Source organism: Mesorhizobium kowhaii, from assembly GCF_042431665.1.
Taxonomy (GTDB): domain Bacteria; phylum Pseudomonadota; class Alphaproteobacteria; order Rhizobiales; family Rhizobiaceae; genus Mesorhizobium; species Mesorhizobium kowhaii.
The window spans coordinates 308,615-331,031 of the sequence record NZ_JBHLYT010000002.1; the positions used below are offsets into that span (position 1 = coordinate 308,615).

Genomic DNA, 22,417 nt, shown 5'->3' on the forward strand with positions numbered 1-22,417 from the left:
GTGGTGACCTGCGCCAGGATGGACGCTCCTACCCGGCGTCGATTTCAGCCTGTAACGCCTCCATATGCGTCGCTGCCGCGGCAGAAGCCGCACGCTCGATGGCGCGGAAGCGGCTGACCACCGCAAGGCCCACCGACGTCAGTTGCGCGCCGCCGCCTTTGCGACCACCGGTCTGTGCCGCCACCAGTGGCTTGCCGAACACCCGGTTCATGTCCTCGACCAGGTCCCAGGCGTGCTTGTAGGACATTTCCATGCCACGCGCGGCGGCAGAGATCGAGCCGAAGGCGGCGATCTGCTCCAGAAGCTCGACTTTGCCCGGTCCGATGCGGCCGTCGGGGTCGAGATTTATCCGCAAGCTCAGCGACGGCATTTTTCTCCTCCGCGGTCACGTCCGATCCCATACTAGAAGCTCTTCAGCGATACCGCTATTCCAAAAAAACATAGCGATGGTCAACCATCCGCTTCGACGGGCAGGCCGGCGCCGGTGTTTGCCCGGTCGAAGCTCACCGTCTTGACCACCGCGAAAACCTTCCCGCCGAGCTGAAGCTTCAGCCCCTGCCGCGACTGCTCGGTGATACGGGCAAGCACGGTTGCGCCGTTGCAGTCGATGCCGACCTCAACTGTGGCGCCCTCGCCCGGGCTGATGGCGACGATCGTGCCCGGCAGAATGTTGAGCGCGCTGAGGCCTGTCGGTTTCTCCGTTGCGATCATCACGTCGCGGGCGCGGATGCGGATGCGCACACGCGCTCCTGTCTTCATCGCCAACCGCGGCACCCGGATCTCTCCGGCGGCCGAGCCGAGCACGGTCATGCCAAAAATCTCGTCATGCCGCAGCACCTTCGTGTCCAGCACGGCGCCGCCCTCGCCGCGCTCCTCCGCCGGCAACAGGTCGAGCCTTTGCATCACCGCTTCGGTCGGGCCGCTGGCGATGACATTGCCTTGCGCCAGCGTCACCACGTCGCTGGCCAGCCGCGCCACCTCGGCAACCGAATGGCTGACATAGACGATCGGGATTTTCGTCTCGTCGCGCAGCCGCTCGATATAGGGCAGGATCTCGGCCTTGCGCGCCTCGTCGAGCGAGGCCAGCGGTTCGTCCATGAGCAGCAATCTGGGGCTGGCCAGCAACGCCCGGCCGATCGCCACGCGCTGCTTCTCGCCGCCCGAGAGCTTTGCCGGTCGCCTGTCCAGCAGCGGGCCAATGCCGAGCAATTCGACAACGGCATCCATCTCGGCGTAGCGCTCCGTTGCAGGCGTGAACCAGCGGCCATAGCGCAAATTGCTGGCCACGCTCATATGCGGAAACAGGCGCGCATCCTGGAACACCATGCCGATGCGGCGCTTGTGCTTCGGCACGAAAATGCCAGCGCCCGTGTTGACCAGCACCCGGCCATCGACCTCGATACGCCCTTTGCCGGGCTGGATCAGCCCGGCGATCATATTGATCAGCGTCGTCTTGCCGGACCCGGAGGGTCCGAACAAGGCCGTCAGCCGCCCGGCGCTCTCGAAGCGCACGTCGAGGCTGAAATCGCCGAGGCGATGGCTGATGTCGACGAGGACGGTCATTCAATGTCCATCCGCCGGCCGACACGCCGTGCCAGCACCTCCGACGCGACCAGTGCGGCCATCGAGATGACAATGGAGATCAGCGTCAGCCTGAGCGCGCCTTCATCACCGCCCGGCACTTGCGTGAAGGTGTAGATCGCCGACGGCAGCGTCTGCGTCTCGTTGGGGATGTTGGACACGAAGGTGATGGTCGCGCCGAACTCGCCCATCGCCTTGGCGAAGGACAGGATGGCGCCGGCGATCAGCCCGGGCAGGATCAGCGGCAGCGTGATGGTAGCGAACACCCAATAGGGATTTGCGCCGAGCGTTCCCGCCGCCGCTTCCATCTTGCGATCCACCGCCTCGATCGACAGCCGGATCGCCCGCACCATCAGGGGAAAGCCCATGACGCCGCAAGCCAGCGCCGCCCCCGTCCAGCGAAACGAGAAGACAATGCCGAAATGCTCGGCCAGGAAGGCGCCGGCCGGGCCACGCTTGCCAAAGGTCAGCAGCAGCAGATAGCCCGTCACCACCGGCGGCAGGATCAGTGGCAGATGCACCAGGCCATTGAGCAACGTCTTGCCCCAGAATTGTCCTCGGGCAAGCAGCAGCGCGATCAATATGCCTGGCGGCAGGCTGGCGAGCATCGCCACCGTCGCAACCTTAATGGACAGCCGGACCGCATTCCATTCGTCGGGAGTGAGGTCCAGCAGCCAGTTCATGCGTTGGTTTCGTACCTCAATTGCTCGGCGTCAGGACAGTAAAACCCTGCTCCTTGAACAGCGCACCGGCCTTGGCCGACTGCAGGCATTTCAGGAAAGCCGACGTATCCTTGTCCTTCGAATCGGCGGTCTGGGCAACCGGATAGATGATCGGCGGATGCGAATCCTCCGGGAAGGTGCCGACCACCTTGACGCCCTTTTCGGCATGCGCGTCGGTGGCGTAGACAATGCCGAGCGGGGCTTCGCCGGTCGAAACCAGCTTCAGCGCCGCGCGCACATTCTCGGCCTGCGCCACCTTGCCTTCGACCGACGACCAGACGCCAAGCGATTCAAGCGCGGCCTTGCCGTATTTGCCGGCCGGCACAGCCTTGAAGTCGCCCATGGCCAGCTTGCCGTCGCCAATCAGCTTGGCAAGGTCAAAACCCTTCTCGATCTTGGTTTCAACTGTCGAGTCCTTCGGCGCCACCAGCACGATCTCGTTGCCGAGCAGCTTCACTTCGGTATCTGGCTTGGTCAGCTTCTTGTCGGAGAGATACTTCATCCAGTCGAGGTCGGCCGAAATGAAGACGTCGGCAGGTGCGCCGCCCTCGATCTGCTTGGCCAGCGCCGAGCTTGCGGCGTAAGAGACGGTCGCGGCTTCGCCGACATCGGCCTCGCATGCCTTGTTCACCGCATCGAGCGCGTCCTTGAGGCTGGCCGCGGCAAACACCACCACCTTGTCTTCCGCATGCGCGGCCGGCACTGCCGCCATCACCGTCGCCGCAAAACCGCCAATGGCGATCGCCCTCAATCCGAAACCTTTGCGCGTCATGGAAAACTCTCCCTGGGTTTGAAATCCGATCGGCTCGAAGCCTGTCGACCGATATATCCGCATGAATATAACAAGGGAAGGCCCGGTACCCCTGTGCGACATCGATTGTTCTGGTAAGACGGGCAAAGAAACCTTGGAAAGGAACTCCGATGAAGATCAGCGCCCGCAACATCCTCAAGGGAACGATCACCGAGATCGTCAAGGGAGCCACCACCTCGCATGTCAGGATCGACATCGGTGGCGGCGCTGTCGTCACAGCCTCGATCACCAACGAGGCCGTCGCCGATCTCAAGCTCGAAAAGGGCAAGCAGGCCTATGCCGTGGTCAAGGCTTCGGACGTGATGGTCGGCATCGACTGATCGGTGCCAATGTCGAGGTTGGGTAAAGCGCTGGCTCAGACCGCGATGGGCGCCTTGATCGATGCATCGGCGACGTAGTTTTCCAGCCGGAAATCCTCGAAGCGGAAGGCGAAGAGGTCCTTCACCTCGGGATTGATCCACATCGTCGGCAGCGCCCTCGGCGTGCGCCGCAACTGTTCGCGCGCCTGTTCGAAATGGTTCGAGTAAAGATGCGCGTCACCGAGCGTGTGGACGAAGTCACCTGGCTTCAGCCCGGTCACCTGCGCCACCATCAGCGTCAGCAGAGCATAGGAAGCGATGTTGAACGGCACGCCGAGGAAGATATCGGCTGAGCGCTGGTAGAGCTGGCAGGAAAGCCGCCCTTCCGAAACGTAGAACTGGAACAGGCAATGGCATGGCGGCAATGCCATGGCTTCCACCTCAGCCGGATTCCAGGCCGAAACGATCAACCGCCGCGATTGAGGATTGCGGCGTATCTCCTTCAAAAGATTCGCTATCTGGTCGATGGAACCGCCATGGCCATCCGGCCACGAGCGCCACTGCTTGCCGTAGACCGGGCCGAGATCACCATTCTCGTCGGCCCATTCGTCCCAGATCGAAACGCCATGGTCGGTGAGGTACTTGATGTTGGTGTCGCCGGCCAGGAACCACAGGAGTTCATGGATGATCGACTTGAGATGCAGCTTCTTGGTGGTGGTGACGGGAAAGCCGCGCGCCAGATCGAAACGCATCTGGTAGCCGAACACGGAGCGCGTGCCGGTGCCGGTGCGGTCGCCGCGATCGTCACCATTGTCCAGTACATGCTGCAAGAGGTCGAGATATTGGCGCATCGGTTTCCGGCTCGAATCGAGATTTCACCAATCATAGCGCATGTGCGCGCTGACGCCACGCTTGTCTGAAATCTTCCCCGGCGAAGAGACCTTTTCAGAATTCGCTCTGGCGAGTCGAATAGCGTGGTTTTCGAGAACCGGAGCGGAGCGTACTTAAAGTACGTGAGCACCGCGCATGACCCCGAAAAATCGATTTTCGGAAAGGATCATGCGCAAAATCAAGAAGTGCTACAGCGTACTTTGCGCGTCCGAAAGGGCGCGCGGCGCTGTAGTAAGCGCAGAAAAACCGCGCTAGTCGGCCGCTAGAGTAGAACTATCAGAGGTCTCAGAGGGAGCCGAGCTTGCCCAGATCCTTGGCAACCAGGTAATAGAAAGTCACCCGGTTCTTGGTGTTGTCAGCGGCCATCGCCTTGCAGACCTTTTCGATCGACGCGTCAGCCTTCTTGTCGTCTGATATGCCAAGCTTCTTCGACACCCAGCCCGCCTTGACGCGGTCGAGTTCCTTCGGGTCGGTGCAGGACACCAGCGAGGAATCGCGGTTCCTGAGCGCAATGCCCAGGTGCTTCACGATCTTGTCGACCACGTCGGCGCTTGCCGCGGCGTCGTATTTCTTCACGTCTGCAAGATAGTCGGCCATCAAAATTCCCCTCGTCGGCGCCACGGTTCCGATCGATGAGGGCTGTGGCGCGCTGCTGCAACTTGTGCGCTAGGTCGGTAACTCCTCACCGTCGCAAAGCTTCGGTTGAGACCGCGTCCAAGTCAACCCTTGGCGACGTGGTTTTGGCGTGGGGACAAAGTGCCATTGCGGCCTTTCATTTCTTGCGATGGCCCCCTATATTCGTTTTGTCGGCTTGACCGACTATGGCGATAAATGGGCGATGAAATAAGCCGTTCGGACCCGGGGGCGGTACCCGGCGCCTCCACCAAAAGCCGCTGTTGAGAACAGGGCGGTTTTTGCTGGGGGCGAAATAGGATCGACGAAGGTGTAAAGATCGTACTTTTGCCCGGCATGGTACCACCGTCATCGGGCTAAACCTGTAGTTGCAAATGACAACTATGCGGAAGCACGTCTCGCCGCGTAAGCGGTGCGATAGCTTCAATTCAAGCCCTAGGGGTTCGCACTTCTAGGCGGGGTTCGGAGGTACCTGGCAACAGAAACCTCCACTTCTCCCCTCCTTCAATATGCGTCACGCGCAACGGCAGTTCCCGTTGGCTAGACCTTCGCACGGCTTTCGGCCGCGAAGGCACCGCTGAGTGCACCCCCTCTCCATGGACAAAAGATGCAAAACGATTCCGATCGATTCTTCGTGCTGACCGGCGGTCCCGGTTCCGGCAAGACCACCTTGATCGAAGCCCTGCGCCAGGCAGGCTTTGCCGCCTCGGTCGAAACCGGTCGCGGCATCATCCGCGATCAGTCCGCCATAGGCGGGACTGCCCTGCCCTGGCACGATCGCGCGCTGTTTGCCGAGTTGATGCTGTCGTGGGAGATGCGCTCCTATCAGGTCGCGTGCGAACAGACGGGCCCGGTCTTTTTCGATCGCGGCGTGCCGGACACGCTTGGTTATTTGCGCCTGACCGACCTGCCAGTTCCCGAGCACGTCATGCATGCCGCCGAACGCTTCCGCTATGCCAGCCGCGTCTTCATCGCACCGCCGTGGCAGGAGATCTTTACGCAGGATGCCGAACGAAAGCAGACGCTCGACGAGGCCGAGCGCACCTATCATGCGCTGGTCAATACCTACACCGAACTGGGCTATGAACTGGTTCCGCTGCCTTTGGCGCCGGTTGAGGTTCGGCTGCGCTTTGTTCTGGCCGAGGCAGGATTGACATAAAAAGGCCGGGGCGAACCCGGCCTTTTTGTATCTGTAGAGCTGCTTATTCCGCTTTCTATCTGTAGAGCTGCTTATTCCGCCGGTGCCTCGACGGCTTCGCGCGAGCGGCCGAGCGTGACCTTGGCAAGCGTGAAAGAGATCACCGCGCAGAGCGTGATGCCGGCCACCATCGGCAGCGGCGTGCCGTCGAAGAACACGCCGGCGACGCCCATGGCGATCGCGCCAATGGCGAAGTGCAGCGTGCCCATCAACGCCGAAGCCGTGCCGGCGATCTCGCCATGCTCTTCCATGGCCAGCACCGAGGTGGTCGGAATGACCAGACCGAGGAAGCCGTAGCCGACGAACAGCAGCGCCGCCATCACGTCGAGCCGGTCGATGCCTGTCGCCATCACCGCGAACAGCACCACCATCGTCGTCGCATAGCCGGTCACCGCGACGCGCACCACGCGCCGCAGCCCGAAGCGCTCGGCCAGCAGACCCGTCAGCTGCGACATGCCGATGAAGGCGACCGCGTTGATCGAGAAGAACACGCTGTAGACCGAAGGCGACAGCCCGTAATGGTCGATCAGGATGAACGACGAGCTCGACAGATAGACGAAGAAGCTCGCAATGCCGAAACCGGCGATCGCCACCAGACCGAGGAAGTTACGGTCACCCATCAGGAAGCGGTAACCGGAAAGCGCGGTTCCGAACGAGGAACCGGCGCGGTCTTCCACCGGCCGCGTCTCCTTGAGCGAGGTCGCCAAAAGAATGGTGGCAAGAACTGCAGCACCCGTCACCGTCCAGAACACGGCGCGCCAGCCGAAATTCTCGATGATCTGGCTGCCGGTCAGCGGCGCCAGGATCGGCGACACCGAAAACACCAGCATCAGCAGCGACATCAGCTTGGCAGCCTCATTGCCGGTGTGCAGGTCACGCACGATGGCGCGTGGAATGGCCATGCCGGCGCTGGCGCCGAGGCCCTGCAGAAAGCGGAAAGCGATCAGCCATTCGATGGTCGGCGCCATTGCCGAACCGATGCCGCCGACCATGAACAGCGCAAGGCCGCCATAGAGAGGCAGCTTGCGGCCGACCATGTCGGAGATCGGTCCGACGACGATCTGGCCAAACCCCATCGACAGGAAGAAGATCAACAGGCTCATCTGCACGGCAGCGGTGCCGGCGTGCAGATCGGCGCCGATCGAAGGTAGCGCGGGCAGATACATGTCGATGGCGAACGGGCCGATGGCGGACAACAGGCCAAGCACGACCGCGATGCGGAGGAATTTGGGACTCATGATAAAGGCTTCTTTCGAATCTGGTTGCCGCCGCAGGCCGGCGGGTAACCCAAGGACGTTCCATCCCCTGAAATTCCGACTCTCCGAGAGCGAATTCTCTTCGTCTCTCCGGGGCCAAATCTCTTCGTGTCGTGTCCATAAATTTAGACACTCTTGTCTAATTCGTCAATCACCTCTATATAGATTTTTATGAAGCTGCACGTTTCTCCTGACACTTTCCCGCCACGCGGCCATGAGGCCAAGCGCATATCGATCGTCGATGCCGCCGCTGGGGTGTTCTGCCGTGAAGGTTTTGCCGGCGCCAACATCGACCTGATCGCCGCCGAAGCGGGTGTCTCGCGCCAGACCGTCTACAACCATCATGGCGACAAGGAAAAATTGTTCGTCGCCGTCGTGCGCGATCTGACCGAGCGCTGCAATACCGGCATTTTCGCCACCATTGCCACCTTCCCCGATCAGCCGAAGGACCTCGAAGCCGATCTGATCGGGTTTGCCGTGCGCTTGAACCAGAACTGCATCTGCAACCGCGATGGAAAATTCCTGCGCAAGCTGATCCAGACCGAAGGCGAGCGCTATCCCGAACTGTTTGCCGAGTGGCGCGAACAGGGCCCGGGCCGGACATGGCCGGCAATCGCCGCCCGCTTCGCAAGGCTGGCCTATGGCGGTTACCTCGCGATCGAAGATCCCGACGTGGCGGCGCGTCAGTTCCTTGGCCTCGTCAATGCCGAATTGCAGACGACCTTCATGCTCGGCGGCACGCCGCGCGAGGACGAGGTGTTGCAATCGGCGACAAATGGCGTTCGTACCTTCCTGCGCGCCTTCGGCAAGCGCCGGTCCGCGACATCAGTGGAAAAGCAGGCCGCGCTGGCCAGCGCCTGAGCGATCAAATCGTTGGCAATAGTGCTCGCCTCAGTGCGGTGGCGATCTATATGCGGTTTACGCCGCCCTCAAGCTTGATTACAGCTATGCGGACGATTCAACGGAACCCGACCGCCACATGGCCGACGACCACATCCGCTACGACATTCTGGCCCAGGAGGCGTTGCGCGGCGTCATGCGCAAGGTCCTGGCCGAAGTCGCGCGCACCGGCCTCCCCGGCAACCATCATTTCTTCATCACATTCCTGACCGGCGCGCCGGGCGTGCGCGTGTCGTCGCGGCTGCGCGAGCGCTATCCCGAGCAGATGACCATCGTCATCCAGTTCCAGTATTGGGACCTGAAGGTGACCGACACCGGCTTCGAGGTCGGCCTGTCCTTCTCCGATGTGCCGGAGAAGCTCGAAATCCCATTCTCGGCCGTACGCGGCTTCTATGATCCGTCGGTTAATTTCGAGCTCGAATTCGACGTGAGGACGGACGGTGCGGCTGCCGAGGAACCAGCCGCTCAAGCCTCGCCCGAGCCGTTGACCATCGTCTCCGAGAAAAAGCCGAAGGCCGAGAAGAAGGCCGCCGCAGAGCCGGAGAAGAAGCCCGCTGCGGCCGACGCCGCCACCAAGGGCGCCGATGTGGTCTCGCTCGACGCCTTCCGCAAGAAATAGTCCACGCTTCGCGCCATGGCCGACATCGTCAATCTCCGCCAGGCCCGCAAGCAGAAGGTGCGGGACGAGAAGGTGCGCGTCGCAGAACAGAACCGGGCACTGCACGGCCGTTCCAAGGCCGAAAAGGAACGCGACCGCCTGATCGCAGACAAGAGCGACAAATTCGTCGCCGGCCACCGCCGCGAACCCCTTGGCGACAAAGACAGCCAGAGCATCGGACCGAAAAGTGCGCAGCGGTTTTCGGATGAATCCGATGCTTAGAGCAAAATGAGCGCTCTGCAATGAGCGCGGTCGAAAAGCGCTCGGTGACCATTCGCGGCCACCGCACCAGCTATTCGCTCGAAAAGCCCTTCTATGACGATCTCATCGCTATCGCGGCGACCAGAAAGCTGACGCTTGCCGCTCTTGTCGCCGAAGTCGACGAAACGCGGTCCCGCGACACCAACCTGTCTTCGGCTCTCCGGCTCTTTGTTCTGGAGTGGGCAAAGCGCGGCGCCGGCACCTGACCACCAGGGTTTATTTCCCGACACCCGAATCCTTTGGCTTCACCGTGGCGTCTCGGACATGAGCGCCCTGCAGGACGCAGGACAGCCAAAGGAACAAACGCGATGAAACACCATTTGATACGCTACAAGACGAAACCCGAGCTGGCCGACGAGAATGAGCGGCTGGTGAAGGCCGTGTTCCAGCAACTGCGGGACAAATCGCCTGAAGGCGTTCGCTACATGACATGGCGGTCCGGCGACGGTACCTTTGTCCATCTGGTCGAAACGGAAACCGAGGGCCATGCCGACCTCATCACCGGGCTGGCGGCATTCGAGGCCTTTCAGAGTGGCATCCGGGACCGCTGCATCGAACCTCCGCATCGCGAGGTGATGACCGTGGTGGGCAATTATCGGATGCTGGACGAGTAATCGCGGATAGAGGCGCATGAACATATCTGGCGAGACCCGCGAGCCGTTCGATCGCCTGTTCGGGGAATTGCGCCCCAAGCTGCACCGATACTGCGCCCGCATGACGGGCTCGGCCATCGACGGTGAGGACGTGCTGCAGGAAGCCCTGGCCAAGGCGTTCGAGGCTCTGCCCAACGCCGGCCCGATTGCAAATCCGGAGGGTTGGCTGTTCCGCATCGCCCACAATGCGGCGCTTGATTTCCTGCGCCGTCGCGTCCGTGAAAGGGCCTTTTCCGATGAGGATCCGGACATGATCGTCGACCCGGCCAACCCCACCGTCGACCGTCAGGCCGCGGCCGCCGGCCTGCACACCTTCATGCGCCTTCCCGTCGCTCAACGAAGCAGCGTCATCATGATGGACGTCCTGGGTTACTCGCTGCAGGAGATCAGCAGCATGCTCGACACCGGCATCCCGGCCATCAAGGCAGCGCTGCATCGTGGCCGTGGCCGCCTGCGCCAGATCGCCGATGAACCCGAGGATCGCCCTTCCCCCAGGCTGAGTGCGTCCGAACGCCTGCTCCTCGACGCCTACATCGATCGCTTCAACGCCCGCGATTTCGACGCGGTGCGCGACATGCTGGCGGACGAGGTGCGGCTGGAGCTGGTGGCCAGGGGGCGGCTGAATGGTCGCAAGCAAGTGGGCACCTACTTCCACAATTATTCAAGGGTCCAGGATTGGCGTTTCGTGCCGGGTTTCGTCGAAGGCAAGCCGGCAGTCCTAGTCTGCGATCCCGGCAATCCGGCGGCGCGGCCTTCCTACTTTGTGCTGCTGGGATGGCAGGAGGGCAGGCTTGCCGCCATTCGCGATTTTCGTCACGCTCGCTACGTCGCCGACAGCGCCGAGATGTCCCTTCTTTGAATCGATTGCCCCTTCGGATTGAGCGACAGGAAGGTGTCCCCTACTGCCCTACTGCCCTACTGCCCTACTGCCCTACTGCCCTACTGCCCTACTGCCCTACTGCCCTACTGCCCTACTGCCCTACTGCAACGACCTCAGCAGATTGTCGATGGTGAACGGATTGGACTTCGGCTTGGCCGGCGGCGGATTGTCGTTGGCCTCCGGCAGCGGCGCACGCTCCACATTCGGAGCCTGCTGCGCGGCCTTGCGTTCGGCCTCGAGCCTTGCCTTTTCCTGCGAAGCGATACGCATCGCTTCTTCCGCCTTCCGCCGCTCCTGCTCGTCGGCTTGCGCCTTGGCCGCCTCGTCGGCAGCCTGCTGCTCGGCCGCAGCCTTGGCATCGGCATCGGCCTTGGCATCCGCGTCCGCCTTGGCTTGCGCTTCGGCATCGGCTTTCGCCTTTGCGTCCGCTTCAGCCTGGGCCTGCGCGTCCGCTTCGGCCTTTGCCCTGGCATCGGCCTCGGCTTTCAGGCGCGCTGCTTCCTCCTGCTTGCGCAATTCCTCGGCCGCCTTGTCGCGTTCATCCTGCAGCGCCGCGTAGTAGCGCACCTCGCGCCGCAGCCGCTGCTTTTCGAGCAGCGCCGCCTGCATCGCCTCGACGCGCTGCTGTTCCCGCTCCAGCGCGCGCTGGGTCAGGAACTGCGCCAGCGGCTCGCTGTCGAACTGCCGTTTCACGGCGCCGAACGGCCCCTCGGCGGTGAAATTCATCACCGGGTCGGAGCCGACCAGCGCCTCATCGCCGGGCCGATAGGTGATCGCGCCCTTGGCGGAAACCATGGCTGCGTTGAGGTCGGCCGTGATGTCTGCGGACAAGGTCGCCGCCGGATTCTCCAGGCTGATCGGTGGTGCCCTGAGCATACCGCCGGCAATCGTGAAGGCGATGTCGGTATCCTTGGCGGCAAAACTGCCATCGGCGGCGATCTGCGGCGCGAAGCCGGCGGTCTTGGCCGCATCGATGTCGCGCCCGATCGCATCCGCCTTGGTGAGAAACGCATTGAACGCATCGGGATTGACGCCGGCGACCTGCAAGCCTTTCAGCGTCGCCGTGCCGGAGCCGGACAGCTCGGCCACCATCGCATCGACCGACTTACCGCTGGTCGACAGCGCCGTCGAGAAATCGCCCTTGCCGCTGATACCGGCATCGGGCAGCACGGTCGCCAGATCGGCGCCCGCCAGTTTCAGCTGGCCGGTGAAAAGTCCGGTGCCGTCATTGTTCTTCAGTTCGAACAGGCCCGTCAGTGCACCATTGAGGAATTTCGCCTTGAGATCCGAAACCCGGATGCCTTCTTGGTCGAGCTTGAGTGAAAAGCTGGCGTCATAGGCGGTGGCGAACGGGCCGGCCGCAAGTGCCGCCGTCGTCAGGTCGAGGTCGGCGGTGAACGGCAGGCTGGATTTCTGGCTGAACGGAGCGGCCGGCCAGCCACCATTCTTGTCGCTGAGGAAAGCGGAATCGCCGAACAACGCCACCGCCATCGGGTCGAGATCGAGTTCGTCGAGCGCCAGCGCGCCGGCCAGATGCGGCACGCCGTCCTTGACATCGACATTGACGTCGCCGGACACCGCCGCCTCGTTGAGGGCGCCGCTGAGATCGCCCAGCACCAGCAGGCCGTTGCCATAGTCGCCCTGCGCCGTGAGCGACGCCGACCTGCCGGCACCCATGCCCGGCAGGCCGATGCCGGTCGTCATCAGCCATGGCTCGATGTCGGCGGCATCGAGGCTGACCTTGCCTTTGGCGGTAGCCCCTTGCGGCGTATCTGCAACGGTTCCTTCGAAATCGGCCTTGAAGTCGTTGCCGGCAAGGCTGAAAGTCGTCGTCAGGCCGCCGCCAAACGTGCCCTTGGCCTGAACGTCCGTGCTTGCCTCGCCCAGCATGCCGAGCGGCAGCGCCGGCAGGCCGTAGAGCGCCAGCAGTGCGGTGGCATCGGGATTCCTGGCGTTGAAGGTCAGCGTCACCGGCGCTTCGAGAAGCTTGTCCACCGCCCCCTTCCCCGACAGCGACGCCGAAAAGGCCGAGCCGCCGGCCTTGCCTTGACCGCTCACCGCCAGCCCCGTGGTGCCGTCGCCATTGTCGGCAGCACTCGCCACAAGGTCGACGCGCGCGTCCTGGAACAGCTCGGGATAGGCCGCTGCACGGCTCGCCAGCCCCTTCAGCACGGAATTGTCGGGATAGTGCTGGGCGGCGACGTCGATCAGCGGCTTCAGATCGACGGCAACCACCGAAGCGTCGAGCTTGCCTGTCGGGCTCACTGGGAAATCCTTGATCCGGCCGGTGGCGCTGATCGAGGCGCCGGCCAACCCGCCCAACGACAACCGGTCGATTTCAAGCAGCCCGTCGCGCAGCCTGAGCGCCGTGTCGACCGTGTCGGCGGTCAGGCCGCCGGCGCTGACCGGCCCGGCCTTGATCTGGAAATCGAGGTCGCGGTCGGCAAAGCGGTTGGCGCCCTTGTCGCTAACGAAGATCGAGGCGAAGGCCGCCAGCCCGTCGACATCGAGCTCGCCGCCTTCGAGCCGCATCAGCACCGACGGTTTGGCGTCGTCGGGCTGGCTGGAATCGATGCGGCCGGAAAACTTCGCCTTGCCAAGGATCAGTTCGAGATCGCTGAAGGCCTGGCGCTTTTCCGAGAGATCGACCTTGGCCTTGAAGCCGGCGGCGGGCAGACGGCGGATCGCCTCATCGACATCCTTCGACAGCCAGGCGGCAAAGCCGGACGGTTGCGCAACGGCGAGCAGCAGCGAGCCGGTGAAGCCGAAATGATCCTCGACGCTGAGCATGCCATTGGCTTCCAGCGTGGTGCGGCCCGGCAGTGTCGCGGCGAGCGATTTCACCAACCAGCCGCCATCGGTCGGTTCGGCGGAAAGATGGACGTCGCGCACCGTGGTGTCGCCGGCGACCACCGCCGGCAGCTTGACCTCGACGGTGCCGGGTATGGTCGGTTTCGGCAGCTCGTGCAGCGCTTGCTCGAGCGCCGCGATGCGCTGGTCGAGCGTCGCGCCGGCGCCGGCCTCGGCGCCCACCGCCTCGTCGAACTGCACCTGCGCGCCACTGGCTTCGATGGCGAAGCTCGGCTTCAGACCCAGATCGACCGAGGCCTTGCCATCGGCGGTGTAGGGATTGTCGAGCGGTCCGGTCTCGAAGCGGAATTCGTCGGCACCGAGCTTCTGGTGGTCGAGGGAAAACTTGCCATTCAGCCGAAAGCCCGGATCGGGCTTGCCGGCCGAGACCTTCACCGTCTCGCCATCGGTGCCGCGCAGCGCGGCGCTGTTCTTGTCGGCACCGGAAATCTTGAACTGGCCGGAATAGACGGCTGCACCGTTGACGATGCCGGCATTGCCGTCGGTCTCGATGACCAGCGGATAGGCATCGGGATCGGCCTTCAGCCGAAGCCGCATCTGCCCATTGCCTTCGGCCTTGCCGGTGGAGGCATCGACCGTGGTGCGAAGACCGTCGAGCCGCAGCGTGCCGTCCATGCGCCACGGGCCGGCCAGCGACTTGGCCGAGATGGTCGAATTGATCTCAGAGATGAGATGGCTGCGCCCGCCGGCGGCATGGCGCAGTTCGATCTGCCCTTCCGTCACCGTCAGCTTTTCGATCGAGATCTGGTTGAGGTCGAAGGGCGAGGACGGCCGCATCGCCCAGTCGACCGTGCCGTTGTTGGCAATATCGATGGTCGCTTTCGGCCGCACCAGCCGCATGTCGAAGATCAGCACCTCGCCGCGCAGGAAGGGCGCCAGCTCCGCATCCATCGAGAACGTCTCGACGGTCATGGCCGGCTGGCCATTCGGGCCACCGGCGACGGCGACATTGGAAAAGGTCACCGAGGGGAACGGCAACAGTCGCGCCGTGGCATCTCCCTGCACGGTCACCTTGCGGCCGAGAATGGCGCTGGCCTCGCGCTCGAATTCAGCGCGGTAGCCGGTCCAGTCGACAAAATACGGCACCACCAGCGCCGCACACAGCACCAGCACAAACAGGCCACCAAAAATCACGAACAGGCGTGCGAGCATCAGCTCCGAACGGGTTGATTGAAATTCTGCCGCACTCTACCTGCATCCGCGTGTCGATAAAGAGGCAATTCATCCAGTGTTGTGCGATGTCGGACGATCTGAAACAAATCCTGGAAAAGCGGAGATTTTCGGATGTCAGGGAAGAACTGGGACCGCGTGCCGATCGATGCACAGAGCGTCGACGCTCCACTGTCGTTGTCGGCGGTCTTTCTTGTTGTCACCGTCGCCAGCGAGCAGAGCGCGCTCGCCAAGGTCGCCGCCGTGCTCGGCGGGCTCGACGATCTCGTCAAGACTGTCGGATTCCGCGACCTTTCCGGCCGCCTGTCGTGTATTGCCGGCATTGGCCGCGAGCTCTGGGATCGTCTCTCTCCGAACCGGCGGCCGCTGGAACTGAAACCGTTTGCGCCGATCAAGGGCGCGGTTCATTCGGCGCCGTCGACAGCGGGCGACCTTCTCTTCCATATCCGGTCCGAACGGCCCGACATGTGCTTCGAGTTCGAACGCATTCTGCTCGACAGTCTCGGTGACGGCGTGACGGTCGTCGACGAGGTCTCGGGGTTTCGCTATTTCGATGCGCGTGACCTGCTCGGCTTTGTCGACGGCACGGCCAACCCGACCGGCCTCGATCTGCCCGCCTCGGCGCTGGTTGGCGACGAGGATGCCGACTTCGCCGGTGGCAGCTATGTCGTCGTCCAGAAATATCTGCACGATCTCAATGCGTGGGCGCGAACACCAACGCCCCTCCAGGAAGAGATCATCGGCCGCACCAAGATCGACAACATCGAAATCGACGACGACGACGCGCCGCGCAAATCGCACAAGTCGCTGGCCACCATCGAGGATGCCGATGGCAACGAATACGACATCCTGCGCGACAACATGCCCTTCGGCCAGCCGGGGCGACGGGAGTTCGGAACCTATTTTATCGGCTATTCCCGTTATCTCTGGGTGATCGAGAAGATGCTGCAGCGAATGTACATCGGTGACCCGCCGGGCGCTTACGACCGTCTGCTCGATTTCTCCACGCCGCACAGCGGCACGACGTTCTTCGCGCCAACCCGCCCCATGCTGCAAACACTCGTCGAAAGCGCTCAGGAGAAGCCTGCGGCCGCACGGTAGGCCGGCGTCCTCGACGGTTTCAGCCCGCGATCACCGGGAACTTCAGCGTGCGTCGCGCTTTGCTTGCGCCACTTTGGCCGCCTTGCGCTGCCGGCCGAGTTCCATCGGCCGGACCAGGTCCGGCGCCCTCTGGTTTGCGACCGACCGCATGCCCTTGCGCGCGGTGCGCGAGTTGAAGGCGGGACCGTCCGACGCGGCACCTTGTTTCATGGCAAATGCCTTGCGTGCATTTTCGATCAGCGAAACGCTCGCCGCCAGCTGCCGGCGCCGTTCGGCCTCGCTATTCAGTCGCCGCATCGCCATGGCCAGCACCGCAAGTTTCAACTGCGAGCCGCCATCGGCTTTCGAGGCGACAGCCCCTTTTGGCGCGCCCTTGCCGCGGATTTCACGGCGACGGCGATGCGCTTCGGCCTGCGCCTTGTCGCGCCGCTCCCGCAACAGCTTGACCAGACCGGCAAGGTCGGCGTCGGAAAGGTCCTGCACCGCTGGATGGTGCGATTTTTCCACCAGATCCTGTTCGTCGGCGCTCAGCGCGCGCCCCTCTTCCTTGCGTGAAATCGCCATGACACTTCTCCTCCGCTAGCGCCTGTCTGTTTCAGGCCTCGCTGCGCGGCACGAGTCTCGGTCCGAATGGTGGCATGGTCAAGACGAGCCGCCTGCGAACTGACGTCGGGGACCGGCCTAGTTTCCAGGCAATATCTTGCCGGGGTTCATGATATCAAGCGGATCGAGCGCCTGCTTGATGGTGCGCATGATGTCGACGCCGTGGCCGAGCTCGTGGCGCAGGAAGCCGATCTTGCCCTGGCCGATGCCGTGCTCGCCGGTGCAGCTGCCATCCATCGCGATCGCCCGCATGTTGAGCCGCGCGACGAATTTTTCCGACAGCGCGATCTCCTTCGGATCGTTCACGTCCATCAGCACCAGCACGTGGAAATTGCCGTCGCCGGCATGGCCGACGATCGGCGCGATCAGCCCCATTTCGGCGATATCGGCTTCGGTTTCCATGACGCATTCGGCAAAGCGCGAGATCGGCACGCAGACATCGGTCGACAGCCCCTTGGCGCCCGGCCGCAGCGTCAGCGACGACCAGTAGGCGTCGTGCCTCGCCTTCCACAGTTTCGTCCGCTCCTCGGCGACGCTGGTCCACAGGAACGGCCCGCCGCCATTCTCCTCGGCAATCATACCGAAGGTCTCGGCCTGCTCGGCAACGCCGGCATCGCTGCCGTGGAATTCGACGAACAGGCACGGGCTCTCGGGATAATCGAGCTTCGAATAGTTCTTCATCGCCCGCATCTGCAGCGCGTTGACCAGTTCGATGCGCGCCACCGGAATGCCCATCTGGATCGTCGCGATGACCGCGTTGCAGGCCGCCTCGACGCTCGGAAACGGGCAGACGCCGCCGGAGATCGCTTGCGGAATGCCTTGCAGTTTCAAGGTCAGTGACGTGATGATGCCGAGCGTGCCTTCAGAGCCGATCAGCAGCCGCGTCAAATCGTAGCCGGCCGAGCTCTTTTTCGCGCGCTTGCCGGTCGTCACCGTCTCGCCGTCGGCCATCACGGCGGTCAGCGACAGCACGTTCTCGCGCATCGTGCCGTAGCGCACCGCATTGGTGCCGGATGCCCGCGTTGCCGCCATGCCGCCGAGCGAGGCATTGGCGCCCGGATCGATCGGAAAGAACAGGCCGGTGTCGCGCAGATGCCGGTTCAAATCCTCGCGGGTGACGCCGGGTTCGACCGTGCAGTCGAGATCCTGCGGATTGACCGCCAGGATGCGGTTCATCCGCGAGGTGTCGACCGAGATGCCGCCGCCCGGTGCATTGGTGTGGCCTTCCAGCGATGAGCCGACGCCGAAGGCGATCATCGGCACGCGGTGCGCAGCGCAGGCACGCACGATCTCCTGCACCTCGGCCGTCGTCTCCGGGAAGGCGACGCCATCCGGCGCCTGCGTCGGGATATAGGTGGTGGTGTGCGCGTGCTGCGAGCGGATGGCCTGGCCGGTCTGGAAGCGCTCGCCCAGCCGCTGCTTGAGGATGCCGAGCACCGCCGCGATGCCTTCCTCGTTGCGTTCGACCGGATTGAGGTCGCTCAGGGCCATGAATTCCTCCGCGAATGGACCAGCGCCCACCCCTGTTATGCATCTATGGATGATGCCCACGGCAATTCCAGTGTGAAGCGATTTTCCGCCCGGAATTGCGTCAAACAAAGAGATAGAGCGGTTCGGCGTTTCCGAGAAACGATGAACCGATCTAGTCTCACCGGCCACGCTCTGTCCAGACCAGCCCGCTGTGTCCCAGCACCAGAACAAGGAAGTTTCGATGCCCATCCCCGCCCCCTTCGTCTCCCAACCCATGGACATCGAGAAGGACTGGATCGATTACAACGGCCATCTCAACATGGCCTATTACAACGTGCTATTCGACCGCTGCTCGGACGACGCCTTCGAGGCGATGGGCATGGGGCCGAACTACGCCAGGGACCGCCGCCTCACCATCTACACGGCGGAAGTCCATGTCTGCTACGTGCAGGAGCTGCATCTCGAGCACAAGGTCACGGTCACCTTCCAGCTGATCGACCATGACGACAAGCGGCTGCGGGTCTACCAGGAAATCCGCCACGTCGATGGCTGGCTCGCCGCCACCTCCGAATCGCTTTCGCTGCATGTCGACATGTCCGGGCCGAAGGTGGCGCCCTTCCCCGCCGATGTGCTTGCCAAGGTCGAAGCCATGCGCGCCGCCCATTCGGCACTGCCCATGCCGGAGCGCGCCGGCCGTTCGATCGGGATTCGTCGCAAGACCGCTTGAAGCGACTCGGCGCCCGCGTTAACCTTACTGAGGATTTAACGGGAACAAGCCAATTGGGCCATTGAACGACTCAGCGGAGCGGTCGAAAACGATCCTCATGGGTTGCGATACGGGCGGCGGGGCGAAGCCGGTTCGAGGGACGTGCATGAAAACCGACATCAAGGTCGAGGTGGACAGGCTGGCCGCCGATCTGCGCATCACCGACTATGATTTCTGGCGTTCGCTCAAGAACGTCAACAACGAGATCTTCCACATCGCCAACAACAACGAGCCGATCCCGTTCGACATGATCCGCTGGCGCGCCATCCTGAAGCAGGCGCGCATGAAGCGCGGCCACGCTTAAAGCCTTCGAACCGACATCCTCGCCCTCAAGACTGGCGCTTCACCGCTCCCAGCGGCGAGCGCGCCACCACCGGCGACGACTGGATGATCGCCGTGTTGGTCATCGCGTAGGGAATGATGCGGTCGATCACCCGTTCGAGCTCGGCCACCGAGCCGACATGCGCCAGCGCTATGAAACAGTCCTCGCCGGTCACCCGATCGCATTGCGCGATCTCCGGCAGCTCGCGGATGATCTCGGCCACGACTGCCAGTTGCCCCGGCACCGGCCGGATGCGCAGCCATGCCGATAGCGGCAGGCCAAGGGCGGCAGGGTTCATCCTGACCGAATAGGCCTCGATCACGCCGCTCTCCTGCAGCCGCTTGACGCGCTCGGCGACACTCGGCGCCGACAGGCCGACCGAGCGTGCAAGCTCCGCCGTGCTGATGCGCGCGTCCTTTTCCAGCAGGCGCAGGATCTTCATATCCGCCGCATCGAGGTCGGCGCTTTCAGTTCGAAGGCGTTTCAAGGAAATCTCCTTGCTTCCAGGCGAAAGATAGCCAGACGAGCCGATCATCGCCCATATAAATCGACGAAACTGCCTGCGATACTGATCCAATGGATGATCAAACGCAAGCTCTCGCGGCAGGCCCTGCCCCTGCTGGCCCCGCCCTCGGCGGGCTGGCGACAAGACTGCCGCCGCATGTCTGGTTCGGCGTCAGCGCCATCTTCCATTATCTCGGGCCGGCCTTCGCCGTGCTGCTGTTCCCGCATGTCGGCGTGCTCGGCATGGCGTGGCTGCGCATCGCCACCGCCGCGCTGATCTTCGCGCCGCTGACCCGTCCATGGCGAACCTTCGCCCGCGCCGATCGCTCGACGCGGCTGCTGTTGCTGGCCTTCGGCGCCTGCCTGGCGGTGATGAACTGTTCGTTCTACCTCGCGCTCGACCGTTTGCCGATCTCGCTGGTGGCGGCAATCGAATTCGTCGGCACCATCGGCATCGCGCTGATCGGCCTCAGGAGCCCGCGCAATCTCGCCGCCCTTGCGGTTGCCGTCACCGGCACTTTGCTGCTCATCAACGTCAAGTGGTCGAGCGATCCCGTCGGGTTGTTCTGGGCCTTCCTCAACGGCGCGCTGTTCGTCGGCTATATCGTGCTCGGTCACCGCGTCGCCCGCGCAGGCGCAGGCGACGGCATCGCCGGCCTCGGTGCCGCCATGGCCATCGCCTTCATCGTCGTGCTGCCGGTCGGCCTCACCGACGCGCTGCCGGCCTTTTTTTCGCCGCCGCTGCTGCTCGCCGCCATCGGCGTCGGTATCTGCTCGTCGGTCATTCCCTACATCTGCGACCAGCTCGCCATGTCGCGGCTGCCGCGCGCGAGCTTTGCGCTGATGCTGTCGCTGCTGCCGGTCACCGCGACGCTGATCGGCGTCATCGTGCTGCGCCAGATTCCGAGCCTGACCGATTGCCTCGGCATTGCGCTGGTGGTCGCCGGCGTTGCCTTCCACAAGCCGGCGCCGGACTGATCCTGTTTGAGTCGAAAACGTTGGCTTCCGAGAACCGGAGCGGAGCGTACTTGCAGTACGTGAGCACGGAAGCCATCGTTTGCAGGCCGGCCTCACCTGAATACCAACACACCTACGCTAATTTCTCCTTGAGGAAAGCGATCGTCCTGCCCCAGGCGAGGTCGGCCGCCTTCTTGTCGTAGCGCGCTGCCGAGGTGTCGTTGTTGAAGGCGTGGTTGGCGCCTTCATAGATATAGACCGTGTATTCGACATGCGCCGCGTCGAGCTCCTTCTTGAAGGCGTCGATGCCGGCATTGGTGCGCTCGTCCAGGCCGGCATAGTGCAGCAGCAACGCAGCCTTGATCTTCGACACATCGGCGGCCTTCGGCTGCATGCCGTAATAGGCGACGGAGGCGCTGAGATCGGGCGCGTTGACGGCTAACATATTTGCCGTACCACCGCCCCAGCAGAAGCCGACGGCGCCGACCTTGCCGTTGCCATCCTTTTCGGCCTTGAGGAAAGCGACTGTTGCCACGCCGTTGGCGACGGTCTGCGCGGAATCCAGTTTGGTGAACATGTCGCGCGCCTTGTCCTCGTCATCAGGCGTGCCGCCGAGCGGCGACAGGAAATCGGGGGCCAGCGCCACGAACCCTTCCAGCGCGACGCGACGCGCCACGTCGCGAATATGCGGGTTGAGCCCCCTGTTCTCGTGGATGACGATGACGGTGCCGAGCTTGCCAGACTGGTTCGCCGGCTTGACCAGATAGCCCTTCATCTCGCCACTGCTGCCGGCGTATGTGATGTCCTCGCCCTTCACGCGTGGATCGTTGTCGGCGACGATTGCCGCCCGCGCCGAATTTGCCGCCAACAGCGGTGCGATCGCGGCCGCGGCAGCACCCGATCCGGCAAGCCGGGTCAGTTGCTCCATGAAGCGGCGGCGGTCGAGCGTCAGGTGGGTGTATTCGTCATAGGCGTCGATCATCGCCTGGGTGATGGCAGGTTTCGTCATGGGCGCGCTCCTTCGATCCCGGTGTCTCGACTTTGGTGTCGTTGCCGTTCGCAAGATAGGGGCGAGGCTCTCATCGTCCAGTCGCGGCTCAGTGACACCTCGTCCTCCCTCGCGATCGGCCTGGAGGCTTCCAACATCATCACATTTTGGTCATCGGCCACAAATCTTGATGGCGCTGCCACAATAGTGGGGGAAACTGATCGACGTCGGCCGCGCTTTGGCGCGGTCACGGTCCTGATCTGAAGGGCCCGATCTGAAAGGAACAGCGCCGATGACCATGCCCTCCCCAATCCTGGCAACCGCCTTCCTGGTTGCCGCGGCCGCCATTCTGGCGCTGCGCGCGACAATCGTTGCCGCAAGCCGAAGGTCCATGGTCAAGGTCCGCAGCCACCAGCGCCATCCGGCAAACACGAAAACCCAGGGTTGAGATGAAATCATGGACGTACAGGACATCGTGAGCACTGTTTCGCAGAAGGCCGGTCTCGACCATGCGACGACGGAAAAGGTCGTCGGCACCATTTTCTCGGTGCTCGAGCACGAAGCGGAAGGCACCAGCGCCTCGTCGTTCTTCGCCAAGATCCCCGGCGCCGATGCCTTGGCCCAGAAGTATGACGTCATGGCCGCCGCCCCGGCCGGCGGCGGCGGTGGCTTCCTGTCGTCGCTGCAGGGTGCGCTTGGCGGCGTTCTCGGCGAAAAGGCCGGCGCGCTGGTCAACGGCGTTGCGGCGCTCAAGGCATCCGGCCTCGACATGGCGCAGATCCAGAAGGCGGGCGCGACGCTGATCCAGCAGGCCGAAGCCGCCGCCGGCCCCGACCTGACCAATGAGGTGCTCGGCTCGGTGCCCAGTCTGAAGAGCCATCTGGGGATCAGCTGAGGCGTCGATCCATCAAGACAATACCGT

At 63.3% G+C, this 22,417-nt stretch carries 26 protein-coding genes and 1 other RNA gene; 15 read left to right on the top strand and 12 right to left on the bottom strand.

Annotation, left to right across the window (positions count from 1 at the left end):
- Positions 1 to 28 precede the first annotated feature (28 nt).
- The 4 genes from ACFFNA_RS02250 to modA form a co-directional block, all read right to left on the bottom strand.
- A complete protein-coding gene (locus ACFFNA_RS02250; protein WP_111547265.1) occupies positions 29 to 370 on the bottom strand; it encodes a winged helix-turn-helix domain-containing protein in 342 nt (113 codons plus the stop codon).
- A gap of 80 nt (positions 371 to 450) precedes the next feature.
- A complete protein-coding gene (gene modC / locus ACFFNA_RS02255; RefSeq protein WP_378915260.1) occupies positions 451 to 1,563 on the bottom strand; it encodes a molybdenum ABC transporter ATP-binding protein in 1,113 nt (370 codons plus the stop codon).
- Positions 1,560 to 2,264: a molybdate ABC transporter permease subunit gene (gene modB, locus ACFFNA_RS02260; protein WP_378915262.1), complete on the bottom strand. Its 705-nt coding sequence runs from the start codon at positions 2,262 to 2,264 to the stop codon at positions 1,560 to 1,562. The genes modC and modB overlap by 4 nt, the downstream gene beginning before the upstream one ends.
- 16 nt (positions 2,265 to 2,280) lie before the next feature.
- Complete coding sequence (gene modA, locus ACFFNA_RS02265; RefSeq protein ID WP_378915264.1) at positions 2,281 to 3,075, bottom strand: molybdate ABC transporter substrate-binding protein; 795 nt, start codon at positions 3,073 to 3,075, stop codon at positions 2,281 to 2,283.
- Between the two features lie 149 nt (positions 3,076 to 3,224).
- Here modA and ACFFNA_RS02270 point away from each other — a divergent pair, with 149 nt between their 5' ends.
- Positions 3,225 to 3,434, top strand: coding sequence for a TOBE domain-containing protein (locus ACFFNA_RS02270; RefSeq protein WP_111547261.1), 210 nt, complete (start codon positions 3,225 to 3,227; stop codon positions 3,432 to 3,434).
- 35 nt (positions 3,435 to 3,469) lie between these two features.
- Here ACFFNA_RS02270 and ACFFNA_RS02275 read toward each other — a convergent pair whose 3' ends face one another.
- On the bottom strand, positions 3,470 to 4,264 hold the full coding sequence (locus ACFFNA_RS02275) for a thymidylate synthase (protein ID WP_378915266.1): 795 nt from the start codon (positions 4,262 to 4,264) through the stop codon (positions 3,470 to 3,472).
- Positions 4,265 to 4,589: 325 nt separating this feature from the next.
- On the bottom strand, positions 4,590 to 4,901 hold the full coding sequence (locus ACFFNA_RS02280) for a DUF2853 family protein (RefSeq protein WP_095087099.1): 312 nt from the start codon (positions 4,899 to 4,901) through the stop codon (positions 4,590 to 4,592).
- Between the two features lie 169 nt (positions 4,902 to 5,070).
- Between ACFFNA_RS02280 and ssrA the strand changes: the two genes are divergently transcribed.
- Together ssrA and ACFFNA_RS02290 are read left to right on the top strand one after the other, a co-directional pair.
- Positions 5,071 to 5,430: a transfer-messenger RNA gene (gene ssrA, locus ACFFNA_RS02285) on the top strand.
- Between the two features lie 114 nt (positions 5,431 to 5,544).
- A complete protein-coding gene (locus tag ACFFNA_RS02290; RefSeq protein ID WP_378915268.1) occupies positions 5,545 to 6,096 on the top strand; it encodes an AAA family ATPase in 552 nt (183 codons plus the stop codon).
- Positions 6,097 to 6,167: 71 nt separating this feature from the next.
- Here ACFFNA_RS02290 and ACFFNA_RS02295 read toward each other — a convergent pair whose 3' ends face one another.
- The gene (locus tag ACFFNA_RS02295; RefSeq protein ID WP_111547258.1) at positions 6,168 to 7,373 is read right to left on the bottom strand and encodes a multidrug effflux MFS transporter; all 1,206 of its coding nucleotides are present in this window, start codon (positions 7,371 to 7,373) and stop codon (positions 6,168 to 6,170) included.
- Positions 7,374 to 7,562: 189 nt separating this feature from the next.
- On the opposite strand from ACFFNA_RS02295, the gene ACFFNA_RS02300 reads away from it, so the two are divergent.
- The 6 genes from ACFFNA_RS02300 to ACFFNA_RS02325 all read left to right on the top strand — a co-directional run bounded on the left by ACFFNA_RS02300 (position 7,563) and on the right by ACFFNA_RS02325 (position 10,722).
- Positions 7,563 to 8,252 carry a TetR/AcrR family transcriptional regulator gene (locus ACFFNA_RS02300; RefSeq protein WP_111547257.1) on the top strand — a complete coding sequence of 230 codons (690 nt, stop codon included), beginning with the start codon at positions 7,563 to 7,565 and terminating at the stop codon, positions 8,250 to 8,252.
- Between the two features lie 118 nt (positions 8,253 to 8,370).
- Entirely contained in the window at positions 8,371 to 8,910 is a 540-nt protein-coding gene (locus ACFFNA_RS02305; RefSeq protein ID WP_111547256.1) for an SspB family protein, read from the top strand.
- A gap of 15 nt (positions 8,911 to 8,925) precedes the next feature.
- Positions 8,926 to 9,171, top strand: coding sequence for a DUF4169 family protein (locus ACFFNA_RS02310; protein ID WP_378915271.1), 246 nt, complete (start codon positions 8,926 to 8,928; stop codon positions 9,169 to 9,171).
- 20 nt (positions 9,172 to 9,191) lie between these two features.
- Positions 9,192 to 9,416, top strand: coding sequence for a ribbon-helix-helix domain-containing protein (locus ACFFNA_RS02315; protein WP_111547254.1), 225 nt, complete (start codon positions 9,192 to 9,194; stop codon positions 9,414 to 9,416).
- Positions 9,417 to 9,518: 102 nt separating this feature from the next.
- A complete protein-coding gene (locus ACFFNA_RS02320) occupies positions 9,519 to 9,824 on the top strand; it encodes a hypothetical protein (RefSeq protein ID WP_378915273.1) in 306 nt (101 codons plus the stop codon).
- Positions 9,825 to 9,840: 16 nt separating this feature from the next.
- Positions 9,841 to 10,722, top strand: a complete 882-nt coding sequence (locus ACFFNA_RS02325; protein ID WP_378915275.1) for a sigma-70 family RNA polymerase sigma factor — start codon at positions 9,841 to 9,843, stop codon at positions 10,720 to 10,722.
- Between the two features lie 120 nt (positions 10,723 to 10,842).
- On the opposite strand, the gene ACFFNA_RS02330 is transcribed toward ACFFNA_RS02325, so the two are convergent.
- Positions 10,843 to 14,766, bottom strand: a complete 3,924-nt coding sequence (locus ACFFNA_RS02330; RefSeq protein WP_378915277.1) for an AsmA family protein — start codon at positions 14,764 to 14,766, stop codon at positions 10,843 to 10,845.
- 132 nt (positions 14,767 to 14,898) lie between these two features.
- Between ACFFNA_RS02330 and ACFFNA_RS02335 the strand changes: the two genes are divergently transcribed.
- Complete coding sequence (locus ACFFNA_RS02335; protein ID WP_378915279.1) at positions 14,899 to 15,885, top strand: Dyp-type peroxidase; 987 nt, start codon at positions 14,899 to 14,901, stop codon at positions 15,883 to 15,885.
- Between the two features lie 42 nt (positions 15,886 to 15,927).
- Here ACFFNA_RS02335 and ACFFNA_RS02340 read toward each other — a convergent pair whose 3' ends face one another.
- Positions 15,928 to 16,449 carry a hypothetical protein gene (locus tag ACFFNA_RS02340; RefSeq protein WP_378915281.1) on the bottom strand — a complete coding sequence of 174 codons (522 nt, stop codon included), beginning with the start codon at positions 16,447 to 16,449 and terminating at the stop codon, positions 15,928 to 15,930.
- A gap of 117 nt (positions 16,450 to 16,566) precedes the next feature.
- Entirely contained in the window at positions 16,567 to 17,979 is a 1,413-nt protein-coding gene (locus tag ACFFNA_RS02345) for an FAD-binding oxidoreductase (RefSeq protein WP_378915283.1), read from the bottom strand.
- Positions 17,980 to 18,199: 220 nt separating this feature from the next.
- Here ACFFNA_RS02345 and ACFFNA_RS02350 point away from each other — a divergent pair, with 220 nt between their 5' ends.
- Positions 18,200 to 18,685, top strand: coding sequence for a thioesterase family protein (locus ACFFNA_RS02350; RefSeq protein WP_095087065.1), 486 nt, complete (start codon positions 18,200 to 18,202; stop codon positions 18,683 to 18,685).
- A 145-nt stretch (positions 18,686 to 18,830) separates the two neighbouring features.
- Entirely contained in the window at positions 18,831 to 19,028 is a 198-nt protein-coding gene (locus ACFFNA_RS02355) for a hypothetical protein (protein WP_111547248.1), read from the top strand.
- A 25-nt stretch (positions 19,029 to 19,053) separates the two neighbouring features.
- On the opposite strand, the gene ACFFNA_RS02360 is transcribed toward ACFFNA_RS02355, so the two are convergent.
- A complete protein-coding gene (locus tag ACFFNA_RS02360; RefSeq protein WP_378915286.1) occupies positions 19,054 to 19,533 on the bottom strand; it encodes an Lrp/AsnC family transcriptional regulator in 480 nt (159 codons plus the stop codon).
- Positions 19,534 to 19,622: 89 nt separating this feature from the next.
- On the opposite strand from ACFFNA_RS02360, the gene ACFFNA_RS02365 reads away from it, so the two are divergent.
- Positions 19,623 to 20,528 carry an EamA family transporter gene (locus ACFFNA_RS02365; RefSeq protein ID WP_111547247.1) on the top strand — a complete coding sequence of 302 codons (906 nt, stop codon included), beginning with the start codon at positions 19,623 to 19,625 and terminating at the stop codon, positions 20,526 to 20,528.
- A 112-nt stretch (positions 20,529 to 20,640) separates the two neighbouring features.
- Here the strand turns inward: ACFFNA_RS02365 and ACFFNA_RS02370 are convergent, their stop codons facing one another.
- Entirely contained in the window at positions 20,641 to 21,516 is an 876-nt protein-coding gene (locus tag ACFFNA_RS02370) for a dienelactone hydrolase family protein (RefSeq protein WP_378915288.1), read from the bottom strand.
- Positions 21,517 to 21,787: 271 nt separating this feature from the next.
- Here ACFFNA_RS02370 and ACFFNA_RS02375 point away from each other — a divergent pair, with 271 nt between their 5' ends.
- Together ACFFNA_RS02375 and ACFFNA_RS02380 are read left to right on the top strand one after the other, a co-directional pair.
- On the top strand, positions 21,788 to 21,943 hold the full coding sequence (locus ACFFNA_RS02375) for a hypothetical protein (protein WP_378915290.1): 156 nt from the start codon (positions 21,788 to 21,790) through the stop codon (positions 21,941 to 21,943).
- Between the two features lie 9 nt (positions 21,944 to 21,952).
- Positions 21,953 to 22,390: a hypothetical protein gene (locus ACFFNA_RS02380; protein WP_378915292.1), complete on the top strand. Its 438-nt coding sequence runs from the start codon at positions 21,953 to 21,955 to the stop codon at positions 22,388 to 22,390.
- Positions 22,391 to 22,417 lie beyond the last annotated feature (27 nt).